Consider the following 20,746-nt stretch of genomic DNA (forward strand, 5'->3'; position numbering starts at 1 on the left):
GTTAAGAAATAAAAATGGCAGGACATTTTGCAGAGATGCGGAATGTCCTGTTTTTTACGTTTTGTTGACAGAACTAGAGTGTGTCTGAAAAAGGCTTTCTGCAAGATGTGCGTCACAATTTGTGGGATATTTTGCCCGGATGAGGGCGCCGTAGCGGGCTACGGCAACTGAATTCGGGTGAAATATCCCGCAAAGTGGGGCGTGCAGATTGCGGGAATGATTTTTCAGACACACTCTAGTGGTGTATTACTCGAAAATGCGAAATAAGTGCCATTTTTAAAGCAAAAACACTAGATACAACGAAACGTTACATTGACAAACAGCCTTTGTTGAATTAAAATAAATTTTTAGGATAAGATGTCCATAATCGGACTGAAACCGCCGGAAATAATAAAAGCAACTGTGTAGCTCAGTGGAGCAAACAGTAGTGGTGTCATGGACGCACCCTGAAAAAGACGATATCTCGCCTTAAGTCAGATGCCCTGGTAACTCTGTTGCCGGGTAGTTCACATACAGCAAAATGTTGGAGGAAGTATAGAGATGAAATACTTGTTTAAAAAGATTGAGCCTAAGTGGCAGGCAAAATGGGAAGAGGCCAAAGTCTTCGAAGCCAAAGATAACAGTGACAAACCTAAATTCTATGGTCTGGTAGAGTTCCCATATCCAAGCGGTGCCGGTATGCACGTAGGACATATCAAAGCATATTCCAGTCTGGAGGTTATTTCCAGAAAACGTCGTATGGAAGGCTATAATGTACTTTTCCCGATCGGATTTGATGCATTTGGTCTCCCGACAGAGAACTACGCGGTAAAGACCGGAACACATCCACGTATCATCACAGATGAGAACATCAAGAGATTCTCAAACCAGTTAAAGAAAGTTGGATTTTCCTTTGACTGGAACCGTGTGATCGATACAACAGATGAAGACTACTACAAATGGACACAGTGGATTTTCCTGAAAATGTTCGAAAAAGGTCTTGTATTCAGAGACAGAACACTGGTTAATTACTGCCCGCACTGTAAAGTAGTCCTTTCCAATGAAGACAGCCAGGGCGGTAAATGTGATATCTGCCACAGCGATGTTGTTCAGAAATCAAAAGATGTATGGTATTTAAGAATCACCCAGTATGCAGATAAGCTTCTGGAAGGTCTGAAAGATGTAGACTATCCGGATAATGTAAAACAGCAGCAGATCCACTGGATCGGCAAATCAAAAGGTGCTTTCGTTAACTTCGATGTTGACGGAATCGATGAGAAACTTGAAATCTATACAACCAGACCGGATACTCTGTTTGGTGTAACATTCATGGTAATCGCACCGGAACATCCGATCATTGACAAATATGCAGATAAAATCACAAACATGGATGAGATCATTGCATATCGTAATGAGTGTGCAAAGAAAACAGAGTTTGAGAGAACTCAGCTTGTAAAAGATAAAACAGGTGTGAGAATCCAGGGACTTGAGGGAATCAACCCGGTTAACGGTAAGAAAATTCCAATCTACATTGCTGACTATGTAATGATGGGATATGGTACAGGTGCTATCATGGCAGTACCTGCTCACGACCAGCGTGACTATGATTTCGCGAAGAAATTCGGCATCGACATTATCGAAGTTATCAAAGGCGGAGATATTTCCAAAGAAGCCTATACAGGCGACGGCGAAATGGTAAACTCCGATTTCCTGAACGGATATGCAAAGAAGAAAGATTCTATTGAGCGTATGTTGGAAGAACTGGAGAAAAAAGGAATCGGTAAAGCCGGTGTTCAGTATAAGATGAAAGACTGGGCATTCAACCGCCAGAGATACTGGGGTGAGCCAATCCCGCTTATCCACTGCCCGAACTGCGGTGTTGTGGCAGTTCCGGAGAACGAACTTCCGCTGCGCCTGCCGGATGTAAAGGACTTCGAGCCGGGTGAAGACGGACAGTCCCCACTTGCAAAGATTGATTCTTTCGTAAACTGCACATGCCCGAAATGTGGTGCTGCAGCGAAGCGTGAGACAGATACTATGCCTCAGTGGGCAGGATCTTCCTGGTATTTCTTAAGATATACAGATCCGCACAATGCAAATGCACTGGCAGATATGGACAAACTGAAATACTGGATGCCTGTTGACTGGTACAATGGTGGTATGGAACACGTTACCAGACATATGATCTACTCCAGATTCTGGCATCATTTCCTGTATGATCTTGGCGTAGTAAATACACCGGAACCATACGCAAAACGTTCCATCCAGGGATTGATCCTCGGACCGGACGGAGATAAAATGAGTAAATCCAAGGGTAATGTAGTTGACCCGCTGGATATTGTAGAAGAATACGGTGCAGATACTCTTCGTACCTATGTGCTGTTTATGGGTGACTATGGCGCAGCTACACCATGGAGCGAGAACTCTGTAAAGGGCTGTAAGAAGTTCCTGGACCGTGTTGCAGGGCTGACAGATATCCTTTCTGAAGAATCCGTATCTGATGAACTGGAGATGAAACTCCACCGTACCATCAAGAAAGTTTCTTCTGATATCGAGAACCTGAAATTCAATACAGCGATCGCCAGCCTGATGACACTCATTAATGAGATCACAGCAGAAGGACACTTAAGCAAAGATGACCTTACCATCTTTATCAAACTGCTTAGTCCGTTCGCACCGCATATCTGCGAAGAAATCTGGGAATTCATCGGAGGTGAAGGCTTACTGGCAGTTTCCGAATGGCCGAAATACGATGAAGGCAAAACAATTGCCAAGACCGTTGAGATTGGTGTACAGGTAAACGGTAAAGTAAGAGGAACAATCGTAATCCCTAACGGATGTGAAAAAGAAAAAGCATTCGAGATCGCCAAAGCAGACGAGAGAATTGCTTCCTTCCTGGAAGGCAAGAACCTTATCAAAGAGATTTATGTACCGAACAAGATCGTAAACTTTGTTGCGAAATAATAGAAACAGTAAAAAGAGGACTGACAGAAATTTTTCTGAACAGTCCTCTTTTGAGTTTGCCAGCTGTATTAAGAAACCTTTAGACCTTTTCAGGCAACCGCCTGCTGATATGCCGGAATGTCAGTGTAAACACGATTCCCTTCACGATAGAAGAGATTGTAAGCGCCCACCATACACCATTTAATCCCATTCCCGCATGTGTCAGGATCAATGCCAGCGGGATTCGTGAGCCTGTCAGGATCACACTGATCGTACTGGATAATCTGGTGCGTCCAAGTCCTGATAATGCGCCCACTGTCATCAGCTCAATGGACATAAAGACTTCACTGAATCCGATAATGACCAGATAATTGACAGCAGTATCCAGAGCTTCTTTTTCGTGGAAAAATAACCTGGCAATTGGTTCCGGAAGAAAGACAAAAGCTGCAGTGACAAACAGGCCCCAAATTGTGAGAACGCGAAATGACAGACTGTAACCTTTACGGATACGGTCTTTTTTTCGTGCACCGTAATTTTGGGCAATAAAAGCATTCAGTGCTGAAGCAAAACCATCAGCAGTATTCCAGGATACGGATTCAATCTGTCCGCCAACACGCTGCGTTGCAATAGCGGCAGCACCATAACCGGAAACCATACGGGTCAGAACCATGGAGATGAAACAGTAAATGCTTCCCTGTATAGCTGTGGGAAACCCGATCCTGAAGATGTGCTTATAATATTCTTTTGGAAAAACAGACAGCAGATTCAGATGCTGTAAAACATTGGGCTCCAGTCTGGAATGCCGGATACGCAGAACCATCACTACAAAAACCAGAATCTGTGAACTTACTGTCGCAATAGCGGCTCCGGCAACCTCCAGCCTCGGGAAAGGTCCGATGCCAAGGATCAGCAGCGGATCCAGGATCATATTTCCTGCAAGCCCGATAAAGTTTGCAAGCAGGGGAGTGCGGGAATCGCCCTGCGCAGTAGAGAGTCCGGTCAACGTCAGATTCAGATAAGAAAAAAGGATCAGTCCACAGGTGATCAATGTATAAGATCTGGCAGCAGTATAAGTTTCTGCGTCGGTCAGATTAAAAAATCCCAGCAGAGGCTGTATGAAAATAACACAGACAGCAGCAAACAAAATGCCGGACAGTGCAGTGAGCTGCAGAGAACCGGCAGCATAGGAACGTGCTTGGTCATAATCTTTGCGCCCGCATGCCTGAGCTGTATTTACCTGTCCGCCCATTCTTGACAGGGATGCAAGTCCCTGGGAGAGCCAGACATACATTCCGCCTACTCCCACGCCTGCAACCGCCTTTGCACCAAGCAGTCCAATCCATGCCATATCCATAATACTGTATGCTGTTCCCAGCATGGAAGAAATCATGATAGGCAGAGCCAGCTCTGCCAGAGTTTTCAGGATCGGACCGGAAGTCAGATCCACAGTTTTTGCTTTACTCATTTGTAATAACCCTTCATGTACCAATTATTATAATACTTTTGTAGTCCATTTACTGCAGTCCCATACCTGAGAAACCACATCGCGGTAAAACTCTGGTTCATGGCAGATCAGGAGAATGCTTCCCTTATATTCGATCAATGCCTGCTTCAAAGCTTCTTTTGCATCCACATCCAGATGATTGGTAGGCTCGTCCAGAAGCAGAATGTTCGTTTCTTTATTCACCAGCTTACACAGACGCACCTTCGCCTGCTCCCCGCCACTCAGTACACGTACCTGACTTTCAATATGCTTGGTAGTCAGACCGCATTTGGCGAGAGCAGACCGCACCTCATACTGAGTATAAGACGGAAACTCCGCCCAGATCTCATCAATACAGGTAGTCTTGTTATCACCTTTGACTTCCTGCTCAAAATATCCAATCTGAAGATTCTCCCCAAGTTCGCAGGAACCCTTCAGAGACGGGATCAACCCCAGAATACTCTTCAGTAAAGTTGTCTTACCGATACCGTTTGCACCAACCAACGCAATCTTATTTCCTCTTTCCATAGAGAGAGTAACAGGTCTGGAAAGGGGTTCATTATAACCAATAACCAGATCCTTCGTTTCGAAAATATATTTCCCCGGAGTGCGTCCGTATTTAAAATGAAACTCAGGCTTCGGCTTCTCGGCAGCAAGCTCGATCACATCCATCTTATCCAGCTTCTTCTGTCTGGACATTGCCATATTTCTTGTAGAAACCCTGGCCTTATTTCTTGCGACGAAATCCTTCAGTTCACTGATTTCCTGCTGCTGGCGTCTGTAAGCAGCCTCAAGCTGAGCCTTCTTCACCTCATACACTTCCTGGAAATGGTCATAATCCCCGACATAACGGTTCAGTTCCTGATTCTCCATATGATAAACCAGATTGATAACAGAATTCAGAAACGGAATATCGTGGGAGATAAGGATAAATGCATTCTCATAATCCTGCAGATAACGCTTCAGCCATTCGATATGTTCCTCATCCAGATAGTTGGTAGGCTCGTCCAAAAGCAGGATATCCGGCTTCTCCAGAAGCAGCTTGCCAAGCAGAACTTTGGTTCTCTGACCACCACTCAGGTCTGTAACATCACGTTCCAGTCCGATATCCAGAAGTCCCAGGGCTCTGGCAACTTCCTCCACCTTCGCATCGATCACATAGAAATCATGCATGGTAAGGGTATCCTGAATAGTTCCCAGCTCCTCCATCAGAGTATCCATCTCCTCAGGAGAAGCAGTGCCAAGAGAGTCACAGATCCCATTCATTCTTTCCTCCATCTCAAAGAGATAAGAGAATGCAGACTTCAGCACGTCACGGATGGACATACCCTGAGAAAGGACAGAATGCTGGTCCAGATAGCCGACACGTACATTCTTTGCCCATTCAATCTTACCCTCATCCGGCATCAGCTTTCCGGTTACAATATTAAAGAAAGTAGATTTACCTTCCCCGTTGGCACCAACCAGTCCAATATGCTCGCCCTTTAACAGGCGGAAAGACACATCATTAAAAATCGCCCTGTCTCCGAAACCATGTGTCAGATGTTCAACATTCAAAATACTCATAAAAAGAAATTCTCCTTAATTATTGTTATATAATGTCAGGGTCAAAAGGTATTTCACCCCTGACCTGACATCCACGAATTACTTACTCCGCTGCAAAGCAGCTCCCGCAATTCTTTTAATATTTGTAACTATACAACAGTATGATCAGACTTCCCTGACTCCTTTTAATGACGGTTCAGCCATCAGCGAATAATTTGTATAATAAACCACAAATCCGGGCTTCGCCCCTGCAGGTTTTTTCACCTGCTTCTTCTGGATATAATCAATCTCCACCTTAGGGGCAGTACGTCCTTTGGAATAATAAGCGGCAAGCTGTCCCGCAATCTCAAAGATATGATCCGGCAGTTCGCCGTCCTTAGACTTCACGACCACATGCGAACCGGCCATCTTCTTGGCATGAAACCACCAGTCATTCCCTGTGGCAAACTTAAAGGTAAGTTCATCATTCTGGAAATTATTTTTTCCCACATAAATATCATACCCATCCTCAGTCACATAATGGAACGGCTTAGACTTACTCTGCGCCTTCTGCCCCTTCCTGTGGTCATAATGCTTCTTAATATACCCATACTCCATCAGCTCTTCCTTGATCTGTGCCAGATCACTCTCAGCCAGAGCAATATCCAGAGCATTGGAAACAGACTCCAGATGCTCAATCTCACTTCTCGTATCTGCAATCTGCTCAGTCAGAGCCTCCTCCGTACGCTTCAGCTTTCCATACTTGTCAAAATACTTCTTGGAATTCTCCGCCGGAGTCATAGTAGGATCAAGAGGAATGGTAATCTCCTCATTGGTATAATAATTCAGAGCCTTAAACGACTTACATCCATCCTCCAGCCCATACCCGTAAGTATTGATCAGCTCCCCGTAAACCTTATACTTCTCCTTCTTCGCAGTATCCTTCATCTGCTTCTCCTGCAGACTCAACTTCTTACGGTTACGCTCCAGCGCAGTCTGCACGATCCTTCTCAGATCCGAAGACTTCTGATGGATACGCGTCAGCGTATTCTTCGTCGCATAATAAGTCTCCAGCATCTGTGAAACACTCTCAAACTCCACAGAATGATACTCCGGTCCATACTGCTGGAACGCAAACACACCATACTCCACAGGTTCTTCCCCCCGGTAAACAATATTCGGAGAAAAATCCCCCTCCACAACCTGATCCATCAGCCTGCGGAACGTATGATACAAATGCACCCTCGCCGCCTCATCCAGAGACTGCGCTGCATCACTCCCGTCGATCGAAGCCCTGAAACAGATCTCCTCCGCAACAACCGGACTGATTCCAGTAAGAGAAGAGTAAACAGCCCTGGAAACATTACATGGCTTCCTGCACACAACATCACAGAACTCCTCCTCACTCACAGTCAGCGGATCCAGCTTATCCTGCGTCTTCGGAATAAAATACTCCCTTCCCGGAAGCACCTCACGCACAGAACTCATATGAGAAGAAACATGCTTGATACTATCCAGGATCATCCCCTTATCATCACAGAAAATAATATTACTGTGCTTGCCCATCAGCTCCATGATAAGAACCTTCTTACAGGGATCTCCCAGCTCATTCAGATGCTCCAGCTCAAACATCACCACACGCTCCATCCCCGGCTGCCTGATATCCGAAATCCTCGCACTTCCAATATGCTTACGCAGCAACATACAGAAATTAGGCGCAGTCATAGGACTGGGCTTATTCTTAGAAGTAAAATAAATCAGCGGAAGAGAAGCACTGGCCGAAAGCAGCAGCCTGCACTGCCCATTCGCCCCCTTCCCCGTAATCAAAAGCTCATCCGCCTCCGGCTGAGCAATCTTATTAAATCGTCCACCATCCAAATTCAAATGCAGCTCCTTCACCATAGCCGCAATCGTAATCCCATCAAAAGCCATATAAAAACACTCCTTTAAAAAATAATCAGTAAAAATAATCAAAACTCAATCAATACGACAGTACGATCAAGAAAAGAAAAAACAAATCAGTTAGTCAGAATAATCAACGTTTTACGTCAGAAAGGCGAAGCCCTTTCTGACAAACAAACTCTAATATAACAGGCCTTTCTGAAAGCCGTCCAATTAAATATACCATATACCTCCCACAGCCAGTCACCAGCAGGAGAAAATAAATAGTTCCGGGCGCATTTGCAGGGGTTGTAGTAACTCTTAGGCTTCGGGAATCTGCGTTATGAAAAAAACAGCAACCTGTCTGAGCGAAGCGAGTTTTGCTGTTTTTTTCATGCCTTTAGCAGATTTCCGAAGCCTTAGAGTTGACTAAACCCCGAAACCGCGCCCGGAACTATTTATTTTCTCCTGCGTCCTATCTGCGTCCCACCTGCGCCGTCCCTTCTGCTAGTATACCACACATTTCCTACCGCCATCAACGAAAAAATGTTTGACTCCCATTCTATAATGAACTATAATAAATCTGTATGTAAACCAGAACAGGAACACATACCCCGACACTAATAAGACAGACAAAGAGAGAAAAACTATGATAAAAAGCATGACAGGTTTCGGCCGGGCAGAAGTCGTGACCAAAGAAAGAAAAATAACAATCGAACTAAAATCTGTCAACCACAGATACCTGGACCTCAGCATCAAAATGCCCAGAAAACTCAATTTCCTGGAAGGCGCAGTCAGAAACCTGATGAAAACCTACATCCAGAGAGGCAAAGTTGATGTATACATCACATACGAAGACTACACCCTGGACAACGGAGCTCTCAAATACAACAGAGAACTCGCATCCGAATACATCACCTGTCTTAAACAGATGCAGCAGGACTTTGACCTTGACTACGATATCAAAGTCAGCACCCTGTCACGCTATCCGGAGGTACTTGTCATGGAAGAACAGTCTGTTGATGAGGAAGCACTCTGGGAATCTCTGGAACCGCCCCTTCGCGAGGCATGTGAGAAATTTGTCCAGACAAGGATACTGGAAGGCAGAAATCTTGAGAAAGACCTTATCGGAAAACTGGACAGCCTTGAAGAAAAAGTATTACGTGTAGAAGCCCGCTCTCCGGAAGTAGTCAATGCCTACAGGACCAAACTGGAAGCAAAAGTTTCCGAGTTGCTGGAAGACACACAGATCGACGACAACCGCATCGCAGCAGAAGTCATCCTGTTTTCAGACAAAATCTGCAATGATGAGGAAACCGTCCGCCTTCACAGCCACATCAGGAATATGAAAAAGATGCTCACAACAGAGAAAGAAGGCATCGGACGCAAACTGGACTTCATGGCACAGGAAATGAACAGAGAAGCAAACACGATTTTATCCAAATCAAGTGATCTGGAGATCTCCAACATTGCCATTGATCTGAAAACAGAGATCGAGAAAGTCAGAGAACAGATCCAGAACGTAGAATAGAGGGAGAAAACGTGGCAAGACTTATTAATATCGGTTTTGGAAATGTAGTCAATTCACAGAAAATCGTGGCAGTGGTAAGCCCGGATGCGGCACCTGTAAAAAGAATGGTGCAGAGCATAAAGGGAACCCGGTCACTGATTGATGCAACTCAGGGGCGAAAGACAAAAGCAGTGATCGTCACAAGCGACGATTATCTGGTGCTCAGCGCACTTCAGCCTGAGACCATTGCCCGGAGATTTGCAGAAATATATGAAAACGAGGATAAGGGAGAGACCCATGAATAAAGGAATTTTAGTAGTGGTTTCCGGATTTTCCGGTGCAGGAAAAGGCACAGTAATGAAACGCCTCATGGAGAAATATGATGGTTATGCATTATCTGTCTCCGCAACAACCAGAAAACCCCGTCCCGGTGAAGAGGACGGCAGAGAATATTTCTTCCGTACAAGGGATGAATTTGAGAAGCTGATCGAAGAGGATGCATTGCTTGAATATGCCCGGTATGTGGAAAATTATTACGGTACCCCACGCTCTTATGTCGAAGAGCAGCTTCAGGCAGGCAGAAATGTGATCCTTGAGATTGAGATCCAGGGCGCAATGAAGATCAAAGAGAAAATACCGGAAGCACTTTTAGTCTTTGTAACCCCGCCGACTGTGGAGGAACTGGAACGCCGCCTCACAGGCAGAGGAACAGAAACCGCACAGGTGATCGCAGACAGACTTGCAAGAGCCGGTGAAGAGGCAGAGGGTATGGGACAGTATGACTATATTCTTGTCAACGATACTGTGGAGGAATGCGTGGACCATCTTCATCAGATTATTGTGAGCGAACATTCCAGAGCATCCAGAAATACAGAATTTATCGCGGATATCCAGAAGCAGACAAAAGCATTTCAGAAATGATAAACATGCGGCCCAGACCGCTTAAAAGAAAGGAGAAAATACATGATACATCCGTCTTATACAGAATTAATCGAAGCAATCAATACAAACAGTGAGGACGACGATACAACAATGTCCCTTAACAGCCGTTATTCCCTTGTACTTGCTGCAAGTAAACGTGCACGCCAGATCATCGCAGGTTCCAAACCAATGGTAGAGGGTGCAGCAGGCAAGAAACCTCTCTCAGTTGCGATCGACGAGCTCTACAAAGGAAAAGTAAAGATCCTTGCTCCGGAAGAAGAGGATGAAGAAGGAACAGCACAGACAGCTGAGGCACAGACAGAAGAAACCTCAGAAGAATCAACACAGACATCTGAAATCGCAGAAACTTCTGAAAATTCTGAAACAACAGCAGAAACAGTATCTGAGGAAACAACTGAAGAGTAAGAACTGATGGTAACACAATAGATAAACAAACGGATGTGTCTGAGAATTACAGAGGTATATTTTCAGGCACATTCTTATAGGAGAATTTATGAAATTATTATTCGTATCATTAGGCTGTGACAAGAACCTTGTAGATTCCGAAGAAATGCTTGGACTTCTTACAGGTAACGGGTTCGAGATCGTAGATGATGAAACTGAAGCAGAGGCCATTGTGGTGAACACCTGCTGCTTTATCAATGACGCAAAGGAAGAGAGCGTCAACACCATCCTTGAGATGGCAGAATACAAGAAAACCGGGAGCTGTAAAGTCCTGGTTGTCACAGGATGTATGGCACAGCGTTATAAGAACGAGATCATTGAGGAAGTACCGGAAGTAGATGCAGTACTTGGCACAACTTCCTACGGAGACATCCTTAAGGCAATCCGTGAAGCAATGGAAGGAAAACACTTTCAGGAATTTAAAGATATTGATTATCTTCCGGAAAAGCTTGGCAAACGTGTTCTCACAACAGGCGGACATTTCGGATACCTCAAGATAGCAGAAGGCTGTGATAAACACTGCACCTATTGTATCATCCCGAAACTTCGCGGTAAATTCCGAAGCGTTCCGATGGAACGTCTGGTAACACAGGCAAAGGAGATGGCAGAGGAAGGCGTAAAAGAGCTGATCCTTGTCGCACAGGAGACAACCGTATATGGAACTGATATATATGGAAAGAAATCTCTTCATATCCTCCTGAAAGAGTTATGCAAGATCAAAGGAATCCGCTGGATCCGCGTGCTTTACTGCTATCCGGAGGAAATTTACGATGAACTGATCCAGACCATGAAAGAGGAGAAGAAGATCTGCCATTATCTGGATCTTCCAATCCAGCATGCAAGTGACCGTATCTTAAAGAGAATGGGAAGAAGGACAACACAGGCAGAGCTGGTGGAGATTGTAAATAAGCTTCGTCGGGAGATTCCTGACATCGTGCTCCGTACCACTCTGATCTCCGGATTCCCCGGGGAAACACAGGAAGACCACGAAGAGCTGATGAGCTTTGTGGATGAGATGGAATTTGACCGTCTGGGAGTATTTACTTACTCACCGGAAGAAGATACACCTGCAGCAACGATGCCTGATCAGGTTGCGGAAGAAGTCAAAGAGGCCAGACGTGACGAGATCATGGAGCTTCAGCAGGAGATCTCCTATGATAAGGGAACTGACCGTATTGGACAGGAACTTCTCGTGATGATCGAGGGAAAAGTTGCAGATGAGAGCGCATACATTGGCAGAACTTACGGAGATGCACCAAAGGTCGACGGTTATATTTTTGTGCAGACAGGAGAACTCCTGATGACAGGAGATTTTGCAAAGGTACGTGTGACCGGTGCACTGGAATATGATTTGATAGGAGAGTTGGCAGATGAATACACCGAATAAACTTACAGTAGCCAGAATGATCCTGGTTCCGTTTCTTGTACTGTTTATGCTTACAGACCTGGGCGGTGAGGCAAACCGCTATATAGCACTTGCTATTTTTGTTGTTGCAAGTGTGACCGACTGGTTTGACGGAAAGCTTGCCAGAAAATACAATCTGGTGACAAACTTTGGTAAATTCATGGATCCTCTTGCAGACAAGCTTCTTGTATGTTCTGCAATGATCTGTTTTATTGAACTGGAAAAACTTCCGGCATGGTTTGTTATCATTATTATAGGAAGAGAATTTATTATCAGCGGATTCCGTCTGATCGCAGCCGAGAACGGTGTTGTGATCGCGGCAAACTACTGGGGCAAATTCAAGACGGTTTCCCAGATGATCATGATCATTTTACTGCTGATCGATCTGGGCGGAGTGTTTGATATTCTGGAACAGATATTTATCTGGCTTTCCCTGGCACTTACCGTTATTTCCCTGATCACATATATCTGGCAGAACAGGAGTGTTCTGTCCATGCAGGATTAGAAAGAAGGATTTAAATATGGCTTCAGAAAAGGAAGCATCAGAAGAATCAGCATTAGAGGAAACAGCATTAGAAGAAACAGTTGTAGGACTCCTGAAAAAAAAGAAAATGACACTGTCTCTTGCCGAGTCCTGTACAGGCGGTGCGGTAGCAGCGGACATCGTAAATGTACCGGGAGCTTCGGAGGTATTTATGTGTGGTTATGTCACATATACAAACCGCGCCAAAAGAAAATGTCTTGGAGTAAAGAAGAGCACACTGAAGAAAGAAGGTGCTGTCTCAGCCAAATGTGCCAGACAGATGGCAAAAGGCGGTGCGAAAGCAGCCAAAACCGATGTCTGTCTCTCTGTGACAGGGCTTGCAGGTCCGGGCGGTGGAACAGAGGAGACACCGGTGGGAACCGTATTTATGGGATGTTACTGTGCAGGAAAGACAACTGTGAGGGAATTTCATTTCGAAGGTGACAGAAAAAGTATCAGAGACCAGGCAGTTGTACAGGCACTGACATTCATCTGCGACAGATTGCACAAATGTGACAGATAATAATTGGTGACAAGTTACATTACTGAACATAAGAGTACATTTCGGAAAGTTGATGAAATGTACTCTTTTTGTTATCATAGCAATTCGTATTAACCGAATCAGGTAAGTTTCCTGCGGAGTCTGCGAAAAGCAATAAGCAGTGGGTGGGGGCTTGGTCACCGCATCATTTTCATAAGGTTCACCACTTTATCAAGTTTTTGTGCCTCTGCGGGAGATTTCCCCATCTTCAGCACTTCAATGATCGCAGAAATCTCATCAGCATTAAATTTCAGACCGCCTTTTTTCCCCTGAGCAGCTGCACTCATCAGGAAAGGCAGCATCTCATTTGCACCCTTTGAACTTCCCTGGGAAGCCAGATTCTGAAGCATATCAAGCTTGGAACGATCCATGCCTGCAAGCTTCGGGTTGTTGCGCCAGTCATCATTCATGGGAATCCTCCTTCTCACCATCTGCAGGCTGATTCATGAGCTGCAGCATCTGAACCATAGCCATCATATTTACCATCTGATTTAATTTATCCCTGCTGGGACCATAACAGAAGCTGCGGATATCATTGATGATATCCACCGGATTCTGGGGCGGCATGCTCATGGCACACAGATCGCTGCCGGAACTTCTTTTGTTGAAAACAGAAACCGTATTGATAAATTCAACCGCTTTTTCATAGACTGAGAAAATCTGCTGTCCTTTTGGCGGAAGATAAGGAATGGCGGCTTTTATCATCTGTCCGCGGTCAGAACTGACCATCTGATCCAGTAAAGTCTGTGAAATCTGCTCTTCATTCATAATATCTGCTTCCATTTTATGTTTTTTATTAACAGAATATGACGGGGAGAAGGATTCTGACATATAATAAAGTAGAATTTAAATAACTGTGAGACTGCTTTACTGCACGCTGCCTCAAATTTTATGGAATTGCTGCAGGTATCATGCGTTTGCAGTTGCAAAAAATGGAGAATCAGATATGGGATCAGAGTCAGAAGAAAAGAAAGAAATGCTTATTATAGATGGAAATGCTTTTTATGAGATAGATCTGGAGTGTGTGAAAAAGAAAAAACAATGTGCTCAGACAGTGCACCAGAAAAAGAAAACAGACAGGATCAATTCCCGGAATATGAAAGATAAGGATAATATCAGGCAGCATGAATAATAAGGACGAAGTTATAATCCTGTAAAATATAAAGAGGCAGAGGGAAAGCTCCCCCTGCCAACAGAAAATGATTGTCAGCAGCCACATCCACAGCCATTGTTTCCGCATAACAGAAGCAGCACGATAATGATCCAGCAGTTGTCGCCGTTGCCACATCCGCCGCAGCCATTGCCGCATCCGCAGTTATTGTTTCCGCACAGGCACAGAAGGATGATGATCCAGAGGATATTACAGCAGGAATTATTTCCGCCTGAAAGACCCCATCCACTGTTACATCCACATCCGTTATTACATCCGCAGCCATTGTCGCATCCGCATCCGCTGTTATTAGCGCAGCCACATCCGCATCCTCCTCTGTCCTCACATCCGCAATTTGTAGCAGCTAAGTCGCTCATATTAAATCCTCCGTTTTTTTTTTCTTTACAATCCTATCATATGTGGAACCGCAAAAAGTGTTACAGTTTCATCATTGTTCATTATGTTCACAGTAATCAATAACCAATAACCTTAAGTTCGATGCGAATTGTTGCTTTTCACAAGTTGACAATAATATATGAATTCGATATAATATACCACGTAACAAATCTGTAATGATTGAGAAAGAAATGCAACGATAACCCAATTAAAACGTAAAACAATACGTATAAAAAGAGAGGAAACGGAGAATAAGAATGAAGAAACATGGGAAACTATTGTTAAAGTATCTGCTCCTTTTTGTGATGACCGTTTTTGTAATGGGCTGTTTTAGTGTATCCGCGGCAACAAAAACAGGATTTGTCACTCAGAAAGGGAAAACCTATTACATAAACAAAGACGGTTCCAAACAGAAAGGCTGGCTGGAACTTAAGGGTAAGAAATATTACTTTGATAAGAAAACAGGAGTTCAGGTAAAAGGCTGGGTAAAAGACTCCAGCGGACAGGCGATCCGATACTTTACCAGCGGAGCCGGATATATGGTGACAGGATTTATCACTGATTCCAATGGAAATACCCGCCATTTTGATGAGACAACAGGCCTGATGACAAGAGGCTGGCTCACAGATACAGATGAATATAAATATTATTTTTACAGCGGTTCCGGCGTTATGGCCAAAGGCTGGGTGGAGAACAAAAAAGAACAGAAACGCTATTTCAGTCAGGCCAATGGACGTATGTGTACAGGCTGGGTGAAGAGCAGTGCCGGAAATTACAGATACTTTAAGCCGTCAAATGGAATAATGTATACAGGTCTGGAGAAAATTGACTCAGACTATTACTATTTTTCAAAATCAACCGGTGTCCGTTATCAGAAAGGTTTCGGAACCGTAGGAAGTAAGAAATATTATTTCAACCCTTCAGATGGTAAGGCGAAGACAGGCTGGCTTGAGCTTGATGGAAAGAAATATTACTTTGATACATCAGGAGTGATGCTGGCAAATACCATCGCTTCCATTGACGGAACTACATACAGGTTTGATTCTGACGGTGCTGCAACAAAGACTTCCGGTAATGATTACACAGTAGAGGGCAAATATGTCAAGGTCTTTGATGCGAAGAATAATAAATACTACTATATGGAAGAAGAGTTCCTGGAACATCCGGGAATTGCAGACGGAAAGGTGTCAGATCTGGATCTTCTGGCAGCAGTGTGTGATGCAGAAGCAGGAGATCAGGGAGTCGTGGGAATGGAGGCAGTTGCGCTTTGCGTATTAAACTGTACCATTGACCAGTATAAAGAATTTCCGTCACAGATCCGTTATGTGGTATATCAGGGAAAACCTACCCAGTATGCGGTTGTCACAGACGGAGCACTTCTTAAAAGACTGAAAGGCCAGTTTGAGGACAGGACCAATGCCTATGCGGCAGCAAAGGCAGCCATGGAAGTGTTCAGTAACTATGTGAATCATGGCACAAAGAGAACACTCCCGGGATTTAAGACAAAGGATTTCAATTACAAATTCTTTATGACTCCGGCAGCATTTAAGGCACAGAACCTTAATTTCAGCAAGCTGGAATATGAACAGTACAAAGGACATGTATTCTTTGTGGACTGGATTTCAGGGTGAGTACATTAATGCTTTAAGTTGGTGAAATATGAAGAGGATTGCTATAAATTCCTTGACAAATAAATTTTGTATTTGTATACTTGCAGATATATGATATAAAAAAGCACAGATGGGAAAGAGTAACATAGGGAAAACAGACAGAGAGCTGCCGGCAGGTGAGAGGCGCGTGGGGAACTTATGTGAATACCTCCCGGAGCTCTGCACCGAACACCTCAGAGATATTGTAAGGTAAGTAGGCTGCAGCGGAGTGGCATCCGTTAACATGCTTAAGTAACAGAGAGAACCGTTGTTTATCATAACAATGGCATGGTTTGTTACTTATTGAGGCAGAGAATGCGAGTTTTCTGCGAATTTAGGTGGTATCGCGGGACCCGGTTCTCGTCCTAAAGGGACAGGAACCGGGTTGTTTTATTTTATTACGAGGAGGAAACAAACAATGACAGTTTGGGACGAGCTGAAAGCCCGTGGTCTGATTGCCCAGGTAACAGACGAAGAAGAGATCAAAGAAATGGTAAATAATGGAAAAGCCACATTTTACATTGGCTTTGACCCTACCGCAGACAGCCTTCATGTGGGACATTTCATGGCGCTCTGCCTGATGAAACGTCTGCAGATGGCGGGAAATAAACCAATCGCATTATTAGGCGGCGGAACCGGTATGATCGGTGACCCGTCCGGAAGATCTGATATGCGTCAGATGATGACAGTGGAGACCATTCAGCACAACATCGACTGCTTCAAGAAACAGATGGAACGTTTTATCGACTTCTCAGACGGCAAGGCATTAATGGTAAACAATGCAGACTGGCTGATGAATTTAAATTATGTAGAAGTACTTCGTGATGTTGGACCACATTTCTCTGTAAACCGTATGCTCTCTCACGAGTGCTACAAACAGCGTATGGAACGTGGACTTACATTCCTTGAGTTCAACTATATGATCATGCAGAGCTACGACTTCTACATGCTGTATCAGAAATACGGCTGCACCATGCAGTTCGGCGGTGATGACCAGTGGGCAAATATGCTTGGCGGTACAGAGCTGATCCGTCGTAAACTTGGAAAAGACGCTTACGCCATGACGATCACACTTCTTCTGAACTCCGAAGGTAAGAAGATGGGTAAAACACAGTCCGGTGCTGTATGGCTTGACCCGGAGAAGACTTCTCCTTTCGATTTCTATCAGTACTGGAGAAACGTGGATGATGCAGATGTTATCAAATGTATGCGTCTCCTTACCTTCCTTCCGTTAGAAGAAATCGATGAGATGGCGAAATGGGAAGGAAGCCAGTTGAATAAAGCAAAAGAAATCCTTGCATACGAGCTGACAAATCTGGTTCATGGCGAAGAGGAAGCAAAGAAAGCTCAGGAAGGCGCAAGAGCACTTTTTGCAGGCGGCGCTGATACAGCACATATGCCGACAACTGAGCTTGCAGACGAAGACTTCTCAGAAGAAGGAACAATCGACCTGATCTCCATGCTTGTAAAAGCAGGAATGGTTCCAACACGTTCCGAGGGACGTCGTGCCATTGAACAGGGCGGTGTTTCCATTGACGGTGAGAAGATCACAGATGTGAAATACACAGTTGCCAAAGATGCACTTACAGGTGAAGGTGTAGTGCTGAAAAAAGGCAAAAAGAAATTCAATAAAGTTCTGGCAAAATAAAAAATTCATTATAGAAATATCGGCGGATACTGCTGAACCGGTGCCGCCGATTTCAGGAGGAAAAGATTATGAAGAAATACGGAGTAAACGAACTTCGTCAGATGTTCCTGGACTTCATGGAAAGCAAAGGACATCTGGTAATGAAAAGCTTTTCCCTGGTACCACAGGGAGATAAGAGTCTTCTGCTGATCAACGCAGGTATGGCTCCGCTGAAACCATATTTTACAGGTGCTGAAATCCCGCCGAGAACAAGAGTAAGTACCTGCCAGAAATGTATCCGTACAGGTGATATCGAGAATGTAGGTAAAACCGCACGCCACGGTACATTCTTTGAGATGCTTGGTAACTTCTCCTTTGGTGACTACTTTAAGAAAGAAGCCATCCACTGGTCCTGGGAATTCCTTACAGAGGTAGTAGGACTGGATGCAAACCGTCTGTATCCTTCCGTATATCTGGAAGATGATGAAGCATTTGACATCTGGAACAAAGAAATCGGAATCCCGGCTGACAGAATTTTCCGTTTTGGAAAAGAAGATAACTTCTGGGAGCATGGCGCAGGTCCCTGTGGTCCATGTTCAGAGATCTACTATGACCGTGGAGAGAAATACGGCTGCGGGAAACCTGGCTGTACAGTAGGCTGTGACTGCGACCGTTACATGGAAGTATGGAACAACGTATTTACCCAGTTTGAGAACGATGGAAACGGAAATTATACAACACTGAAACAGAAGAACATTGATACAGGTATGGGTCTGGAACGTCTGGCAGTTGTTGTGCAAGACGTAGATTCCATCTTCGATGTAGATACGATCTGCGCACTGCGTAACCTGGTATGTAAGATCTCCGGAAAAGAATACGAGAAGAATTATAATGATGACGTATCCATCCGTCTGATCACAGACCATATCCGTTCTGCAACATTTATGATCTCCGACGGTATCATGCCTACGAACGAAGGCCGCGGTTATGTACTCCGCCGTCTGATCCGTCGTGCAGCACGTCACGGACGTCTTCTTGGAATCGAAGGAACCTTCCTTGCCAAATTAAGTGAAGAAGTGATCAATGGTTCCAAAGCAGGATATCCGGAGTTGGAAGAGAAGAAGGAATTTATCTTTAAAGTTCTCACAAATGAAGAAAACCAGTTCAACAAGACCATTGACCAGGGTCTTCGTATTCTCGGAGAGATGGAAGATGAGATGAAAGCAGCAGGAGAGAAAACACTTTCCGGCGAAAATGCATTCAAATTATATGATACTTACGGATTCCCGATGGATCTTACAAAAGAGATCCTTGAGGAAAAAGGATATGATATCGACGAAGCAGGCTTCCAGAAATGTATGGAAGAGCAGAGAAACAAAGCCCGTTCTGCACGTGAAGTAACCAACTATATGGGCGCTGACGCAACTGTATATGATGATATCGATGTAAATGTTACAACAGAATTTGTAGGATACGACCATCTTACCTTTGATTCCAAAGTAACAGTCCTTACAACAGAGACAGAGATCGTAAACTCCCTGATGGAAGGTCAGAAAGGAACTGTCTTTACAGAGCAGACTCCATTCTACGCAACTATGGGTGGACAGGTCGGAGATACAGGTGTGATCGAAACTGCAAACGGTAAGTTCGTAGTAGAAGACACCATCAAGCTTCGCGGCGGTAAATTCGGACATGTAGGTCATATGGAATCCGGTATGATCTCCACAGACGAAACTGTTTCCCTGAAAGTGGATGAAGTTGCAAGAAGAGACACTGAGAAGAACCACAGTGCAACACATCTTCTTCAGAAAGCATTAAAGACAGTTCTTGGAAGTCATGTAGAACAGAAGGGTTCTCTGGTAACACCGGACAGACTTCGTTTCGACTTTGCTCATTTCCAGGCTATGACAGCTGATGAGATCGCACAGGTAGAAGCGCTTGTTAATAAAGAAATCCAGGCTGGTCTTGAAGTCCGTACAGATGTTATGGATGTGGAAGAGGCTAAGAAATCCGGAGCAATGGCTCTGTTTGGAGAGAAATATGATCAGAAGGTACGTGTGGTATCCATGGGCGACTTCTCCAAGGAACTCTGCGGTGGTACTCATGTGGCAAACACAGGTAACATCATGCTGTTCAAAATTGTTTCCGAATCCGGTATTGCAGCAGGTGTGCGCCGTATTGAAGCTCTGACAGGAAATGGTGTTCTGGAATACTATAAGAAACAGGAAGAACTGCTTCATGAAGCTGCAAAAGCCCTGAAAACAAATCCTGCAGAGATCGTAGAGAAGATCGGACATCTTCAGGGAGAAGTAAAGGCACTCTCCAGTGAGAACGAATCCTTAAAGAGCAAACTGGCTCAGGGAGCTCTGGGAGATGTTATGGATAAAGTAGTAGAAGTCAAAGGTGTGAAACTTCTTGCTGCAAAAGTAGACGGAGTGGATATGAACGGACTTCGTGACCTTGGCGACCAGCTGAAAGGCAAACTTGGTGAGGGTGTTGTCCTTCTGGCAGCAGTAAACGGTGAGAAAGTAAACCTTCTTGCAATGGCTACTGATGCAGCACAGAAAGCAGGCGCTCACGCAGGTAACCTGATCAAAGCAGTGGCAGCTATCGTAGGCGGTGGCGGCGGCGGACGTCCGAACATGGCTCAGGCCGGCGGAAAGAACCCTGCCAAAGCTCAGGAAGCTGTAGATGCAGCAGCAGGAATCCTTGAAGGTCAGATAAAGTAAAAATTGTTACTGCTCACTTT

18 protein-coding genes, 2 pseudogenes and 1 other annotated feature are annotated in these 20,746 nt (G+C 44.6%); of the genes and pseudogenes, 13 read left to right on the top strand and 7 right to left on the bottom strand.

Going from position 1 to position 20,746, the window contains the following annotated elements; translation table 11 throughout:
• Window positions 1-54: 54 nt before the first annotated feature.
• Window positions 55-168: pseudogene (locus NQ550_RS22515) on the bottom strand (DUF6783 domain-containing protein); the annotation flags it as partial.
• Here NQ550_RS22515 and NQ550_RS22520 point away from each other — a divergent pair.
• Window positions 127-267: pseudogene (locus tag NQ550_RS22520) on the top strand (DUF6783 domain-containing protein). The pseudogenes NQ550_RS22515 and NQ550_RS22520 overlap by 42 nt on opposite strands.
• Before the next feature lie 273 nt (window positions 268-540).
• Window positions 541-2,943 (top strand): leucine--tRNA ligase, encoded by a 2,403-nt coding sequence (gene leuS / locus NQ550_RS07760; protein ID WP_025576898.1) that lies wholly within the window; start codon window positions 541-543, stop codon window positions 2,941-2,943.
• Between the two features lie 79 nt (window positions 2,944-3,022).
• Here the strand turns inward: leuS and NQ550_RS07765 are convergent, their stop codons facing one another.
• From NQ550_RS07765 to NQ550_RS07775, 3 genes are all read right to left on the bottom strand, one after another.
• Entirely contained in the window at window positions 3,023-4,387 is a 1,365-nt protein-coding gene (locus tag NQ550_RS07765; RefSeq protein ID WP_008704539.1) for an MATE family efflux transporter, read from the bottom strand.
• 27 nt (window positions 4,388-4,414) lie between these two features.
• Window positions 4,415-5,971 carry an ABC-F family ATP-binding cassette domain-containing protein gene (locus NQ550_RS07770; protein WP_008704538.1) on the bottom strand — a complete coding sequence of 519 codons (1,557 nt, stop codon included), beginning with the start codon at window positions 5,969-5,971 and terminating at the stop codon, window positions 4,415-4,417.
• A gap of 144 nt (window positions 5,972-6,115) precedes the next feature.
• Window positions 6,116-7,861, bottom strand: coding sequence for an Rqc2 family fibronectin-binding protein (locus tag NQ550_RS07775; RefSeq protein ID WP_025576897.1), 1,746 nt, complete (start codon window positions 7,859-7,861; stop codon window positions 6,116-6,118).
• A gap of 598 nt (window positions 7,862-8,459) precedes the next feature.
• Between NQ550_RS07775 and NQ550_RS07780 the strand changes: the two genes are divergently transcribed.
• The 7 genes from NQ550_RS07780 to NQ550_RS07810 all read left to right on the top strand — a co-directional run bounded on the left by NQ550_RS07780 (window position 8,460) and on the right by NQ550_RS07810 (window position 13,157).
• The gene (locus NQ550_RS07780) at window positions 8,460-9,341 is read left to right on the top strand and encodes a YicC/YloC family endoribonuclease (RefSeq protein ID WP_008704536.1); all 882 of its coding nucleotides are present in this window, start codon (window positions 8,460-8,462) and stop codon (window positions 9,339-9,341) included.
• Between the two features lie 11 nt (window positions 9,342-9,352).
• Window positions 9,353-9,625 (top strand): DUF370 domain-containing protein, encoded by a 273-nt coding sequence (locus tag NQ550_RS07785; RefSeq protein ID WP_008704535.1) that lies wholly within the window; start codon window positions 9,353-9,355, stop codon window positions 9,623-9,625.
• Window positions 9,618-10,241: a guanylate kinase gene (gene gmk / locus NQ550_RS07790; RefSeq protein ID WP_025576896.1), complete on the top strand. Its 624-nt coding sequence runs from the start codon at window positions 9,618-9,620 to the stop codon at window positions 10,239-10,241. Before NQ550_RS07785 ends, gmk begins: the two co-directional genes overlap by 8 nt.
• 42 nt (window positions 10,242-10,283) lie before the next feature.
• Window positions 10,284-10,667, top strand: coding sequence for a DNA-directed RNA polymerase subunit omega (rpoZ, locus tag NQ550_RS07795; protein ID WP_025576895.1), 384 nt, complete (start codon window positions 10,284-10,286; stop codon window positions 10,665-10,667).
• Window positions 10,668-10,755: 88 nt separating this feature from the next.
• Window positions 10,756-12,093, top strand: coding sequence for a 30S ribosomal protein S12 methylthiotransferase RimO (gene rimO / locus NQ550_RS07800; protein WP_008704530.1), 1,338 nt, complete (start codon window positions 10,756-10,758; stop codon window positions 12,091-12,093).
• Window positions 12,077-12,616 (top strand): CDP-diacylglycerol--glycerol-3-phosphate 3-phosphatidyltransferase, encoded by a 540-nt coding sequence (gene pgsA, locus NQ550_RS07805; RefSeq protein ID WP_008704529.1) that lies wholly within the window; start codon window positions 12,077-12,079, stop codon window positions 12,614-12,616. Before rimO ends, pgsA begins: the two co-directional genes overlap by 17 nt.
• Window positions 12,617-12,632: 16 nt before the next feature.
• Window positions 12,633-13,157, top strand: coding sequence for a CinA family protein (locus tag NQ550_RS07810; protein WP_020993788.1), 525 nt, complete (start codon window positions 12,633-12,635; stop codon window positions 13,155-13,157).
• Window positions 13,158-13,312: 155 nt separating this feature from the next.
• On the opposite strand, the gene NQ550_RS07815 is transcribed toward NQ550_RS07810, so the two are convergent.
• Both NQ550_RS07815 and NQ550_RS07820 read right to left on the bottom strand, forming a co-directional pair.
• Entirely contained in the window at window positions 13,313-13,585 is a 273-nt protein-coding gene (locus tag NQ550_RS07815) for a hypothetical protein (RefSeq protein ID WP_008704527.1), read from the bottom strand.
• Window positions 13,578-13,943: a hypothetical protein gene (locus tag NQ550_RS07820; RefSeq protein WP_025576894.1), complete on the bottom strand. Its 366-nt coding sequence runs from the start codon at window positions 13,941-13,943 to the stop codon at window positions 13,578-13,580. Before NQ550_RS07820 ends, NQ550_RS07815 begins: the two co-directional genes overlap by 8 nt.
• 178 nt (window positions 13,944-14,121) lie before the next feature.
• Here NQ550_RS07820 and NQ550_RS07825 point away from each other — a divergent pair, with 178 nt between their 5' ends.
• Window positions 14,122-14,307 carry a hypothetical protein gene (locus tag NQ550_RS07825; protein ID WP_025576893.1) on the top strand — a complete coding sequence of 62 codons (186 nt, stop codon included), beginning with the start codon at window positions 14,122-14,124 and terminating at the stop codon, window positions 14,305-14,307.
• Window positions 14,308-14,381: 74 nt separating this feature from the next.
• On the opposite strand, the gene NQ550_RS07830 is transcribed toward NQ550_RS07825, so the two are convergent.
• Window positions 14,382-14,702 carry a hypothetical protein gene (locus tag NQ550_RS07830; protein WP_008704523.1) on the bottom strand — a complete coding sequence of 107 codons (321 nt, stop codon included), beginning with the start codon at window positions 14,700-14,702 and terminating at the stop codon, window positions 14,382-14,384.
• Between the two features lie 276 nt (window positions 14,703-14,978).
• On the opposite strand from NQ550_RS07830, the gene NQ550_RS07835 reads away from it, so the two are divergent.
• The 3 genes from NQ550_RS07835 to alaS all read left to right on the top strand — a co-directional run bounded on the left by NQ550_RS07835 (window position 14,979) and on the right by alaS (window position 20,726).
• The gene (locus NQ550_RS07835; RefSeq protein WP_020993789.1) at window positions 14,979-16,352 is read left to right on the top strand and encodes a cell wall hydrolase; all 1,374 of its coding nucleotides are present in this window, start codon (window positions 14,979-14,981) and stop codon (window positions 16,350-16,352) included.
• 97 nt (window positions 16,353-16,449) lie between these two features.
• Window positions 16,450-16,741: a binding site (T-box leader), on the top strand.
• A gap of 47 nt (window positions 16,742-16,788) precedes the next feature.
• Window positions 16,789-18,018, top strand: a complete 1,230-nt coding sequence (gene tyrS / locus NQ550_RS07840) for a tyrosine--tRNA ligase (protein ID WP_008704520.1) — start codon at window positions 16,789-16,791, stop codon at window positions 18,016-18,018.
• Window positions 18,019-18,086: 68 nt separating this feature from the next.
• A complete protein-coding gene (gene alaS, locus NQ550_RS07845; RefSeq protein WP_025576892.1) occupies window positions 18,087-20,726 on the top strand; it encodes an alanine--tRNA ligase in 2,640 nt (879 codons plus the stop codon).
• Window positions 20,727-20,746 lie beyond the last annotated feature (20 nt).

Source organism: Blautia wexlerae DSM 19850, from assembly GCF_025148125.1.
Lineage (GTDB): Bacteria > Bacillota > Clostridia > Lachnospirales > Lachnospiraceae > Blautia_A > Blautia_A wexlerae.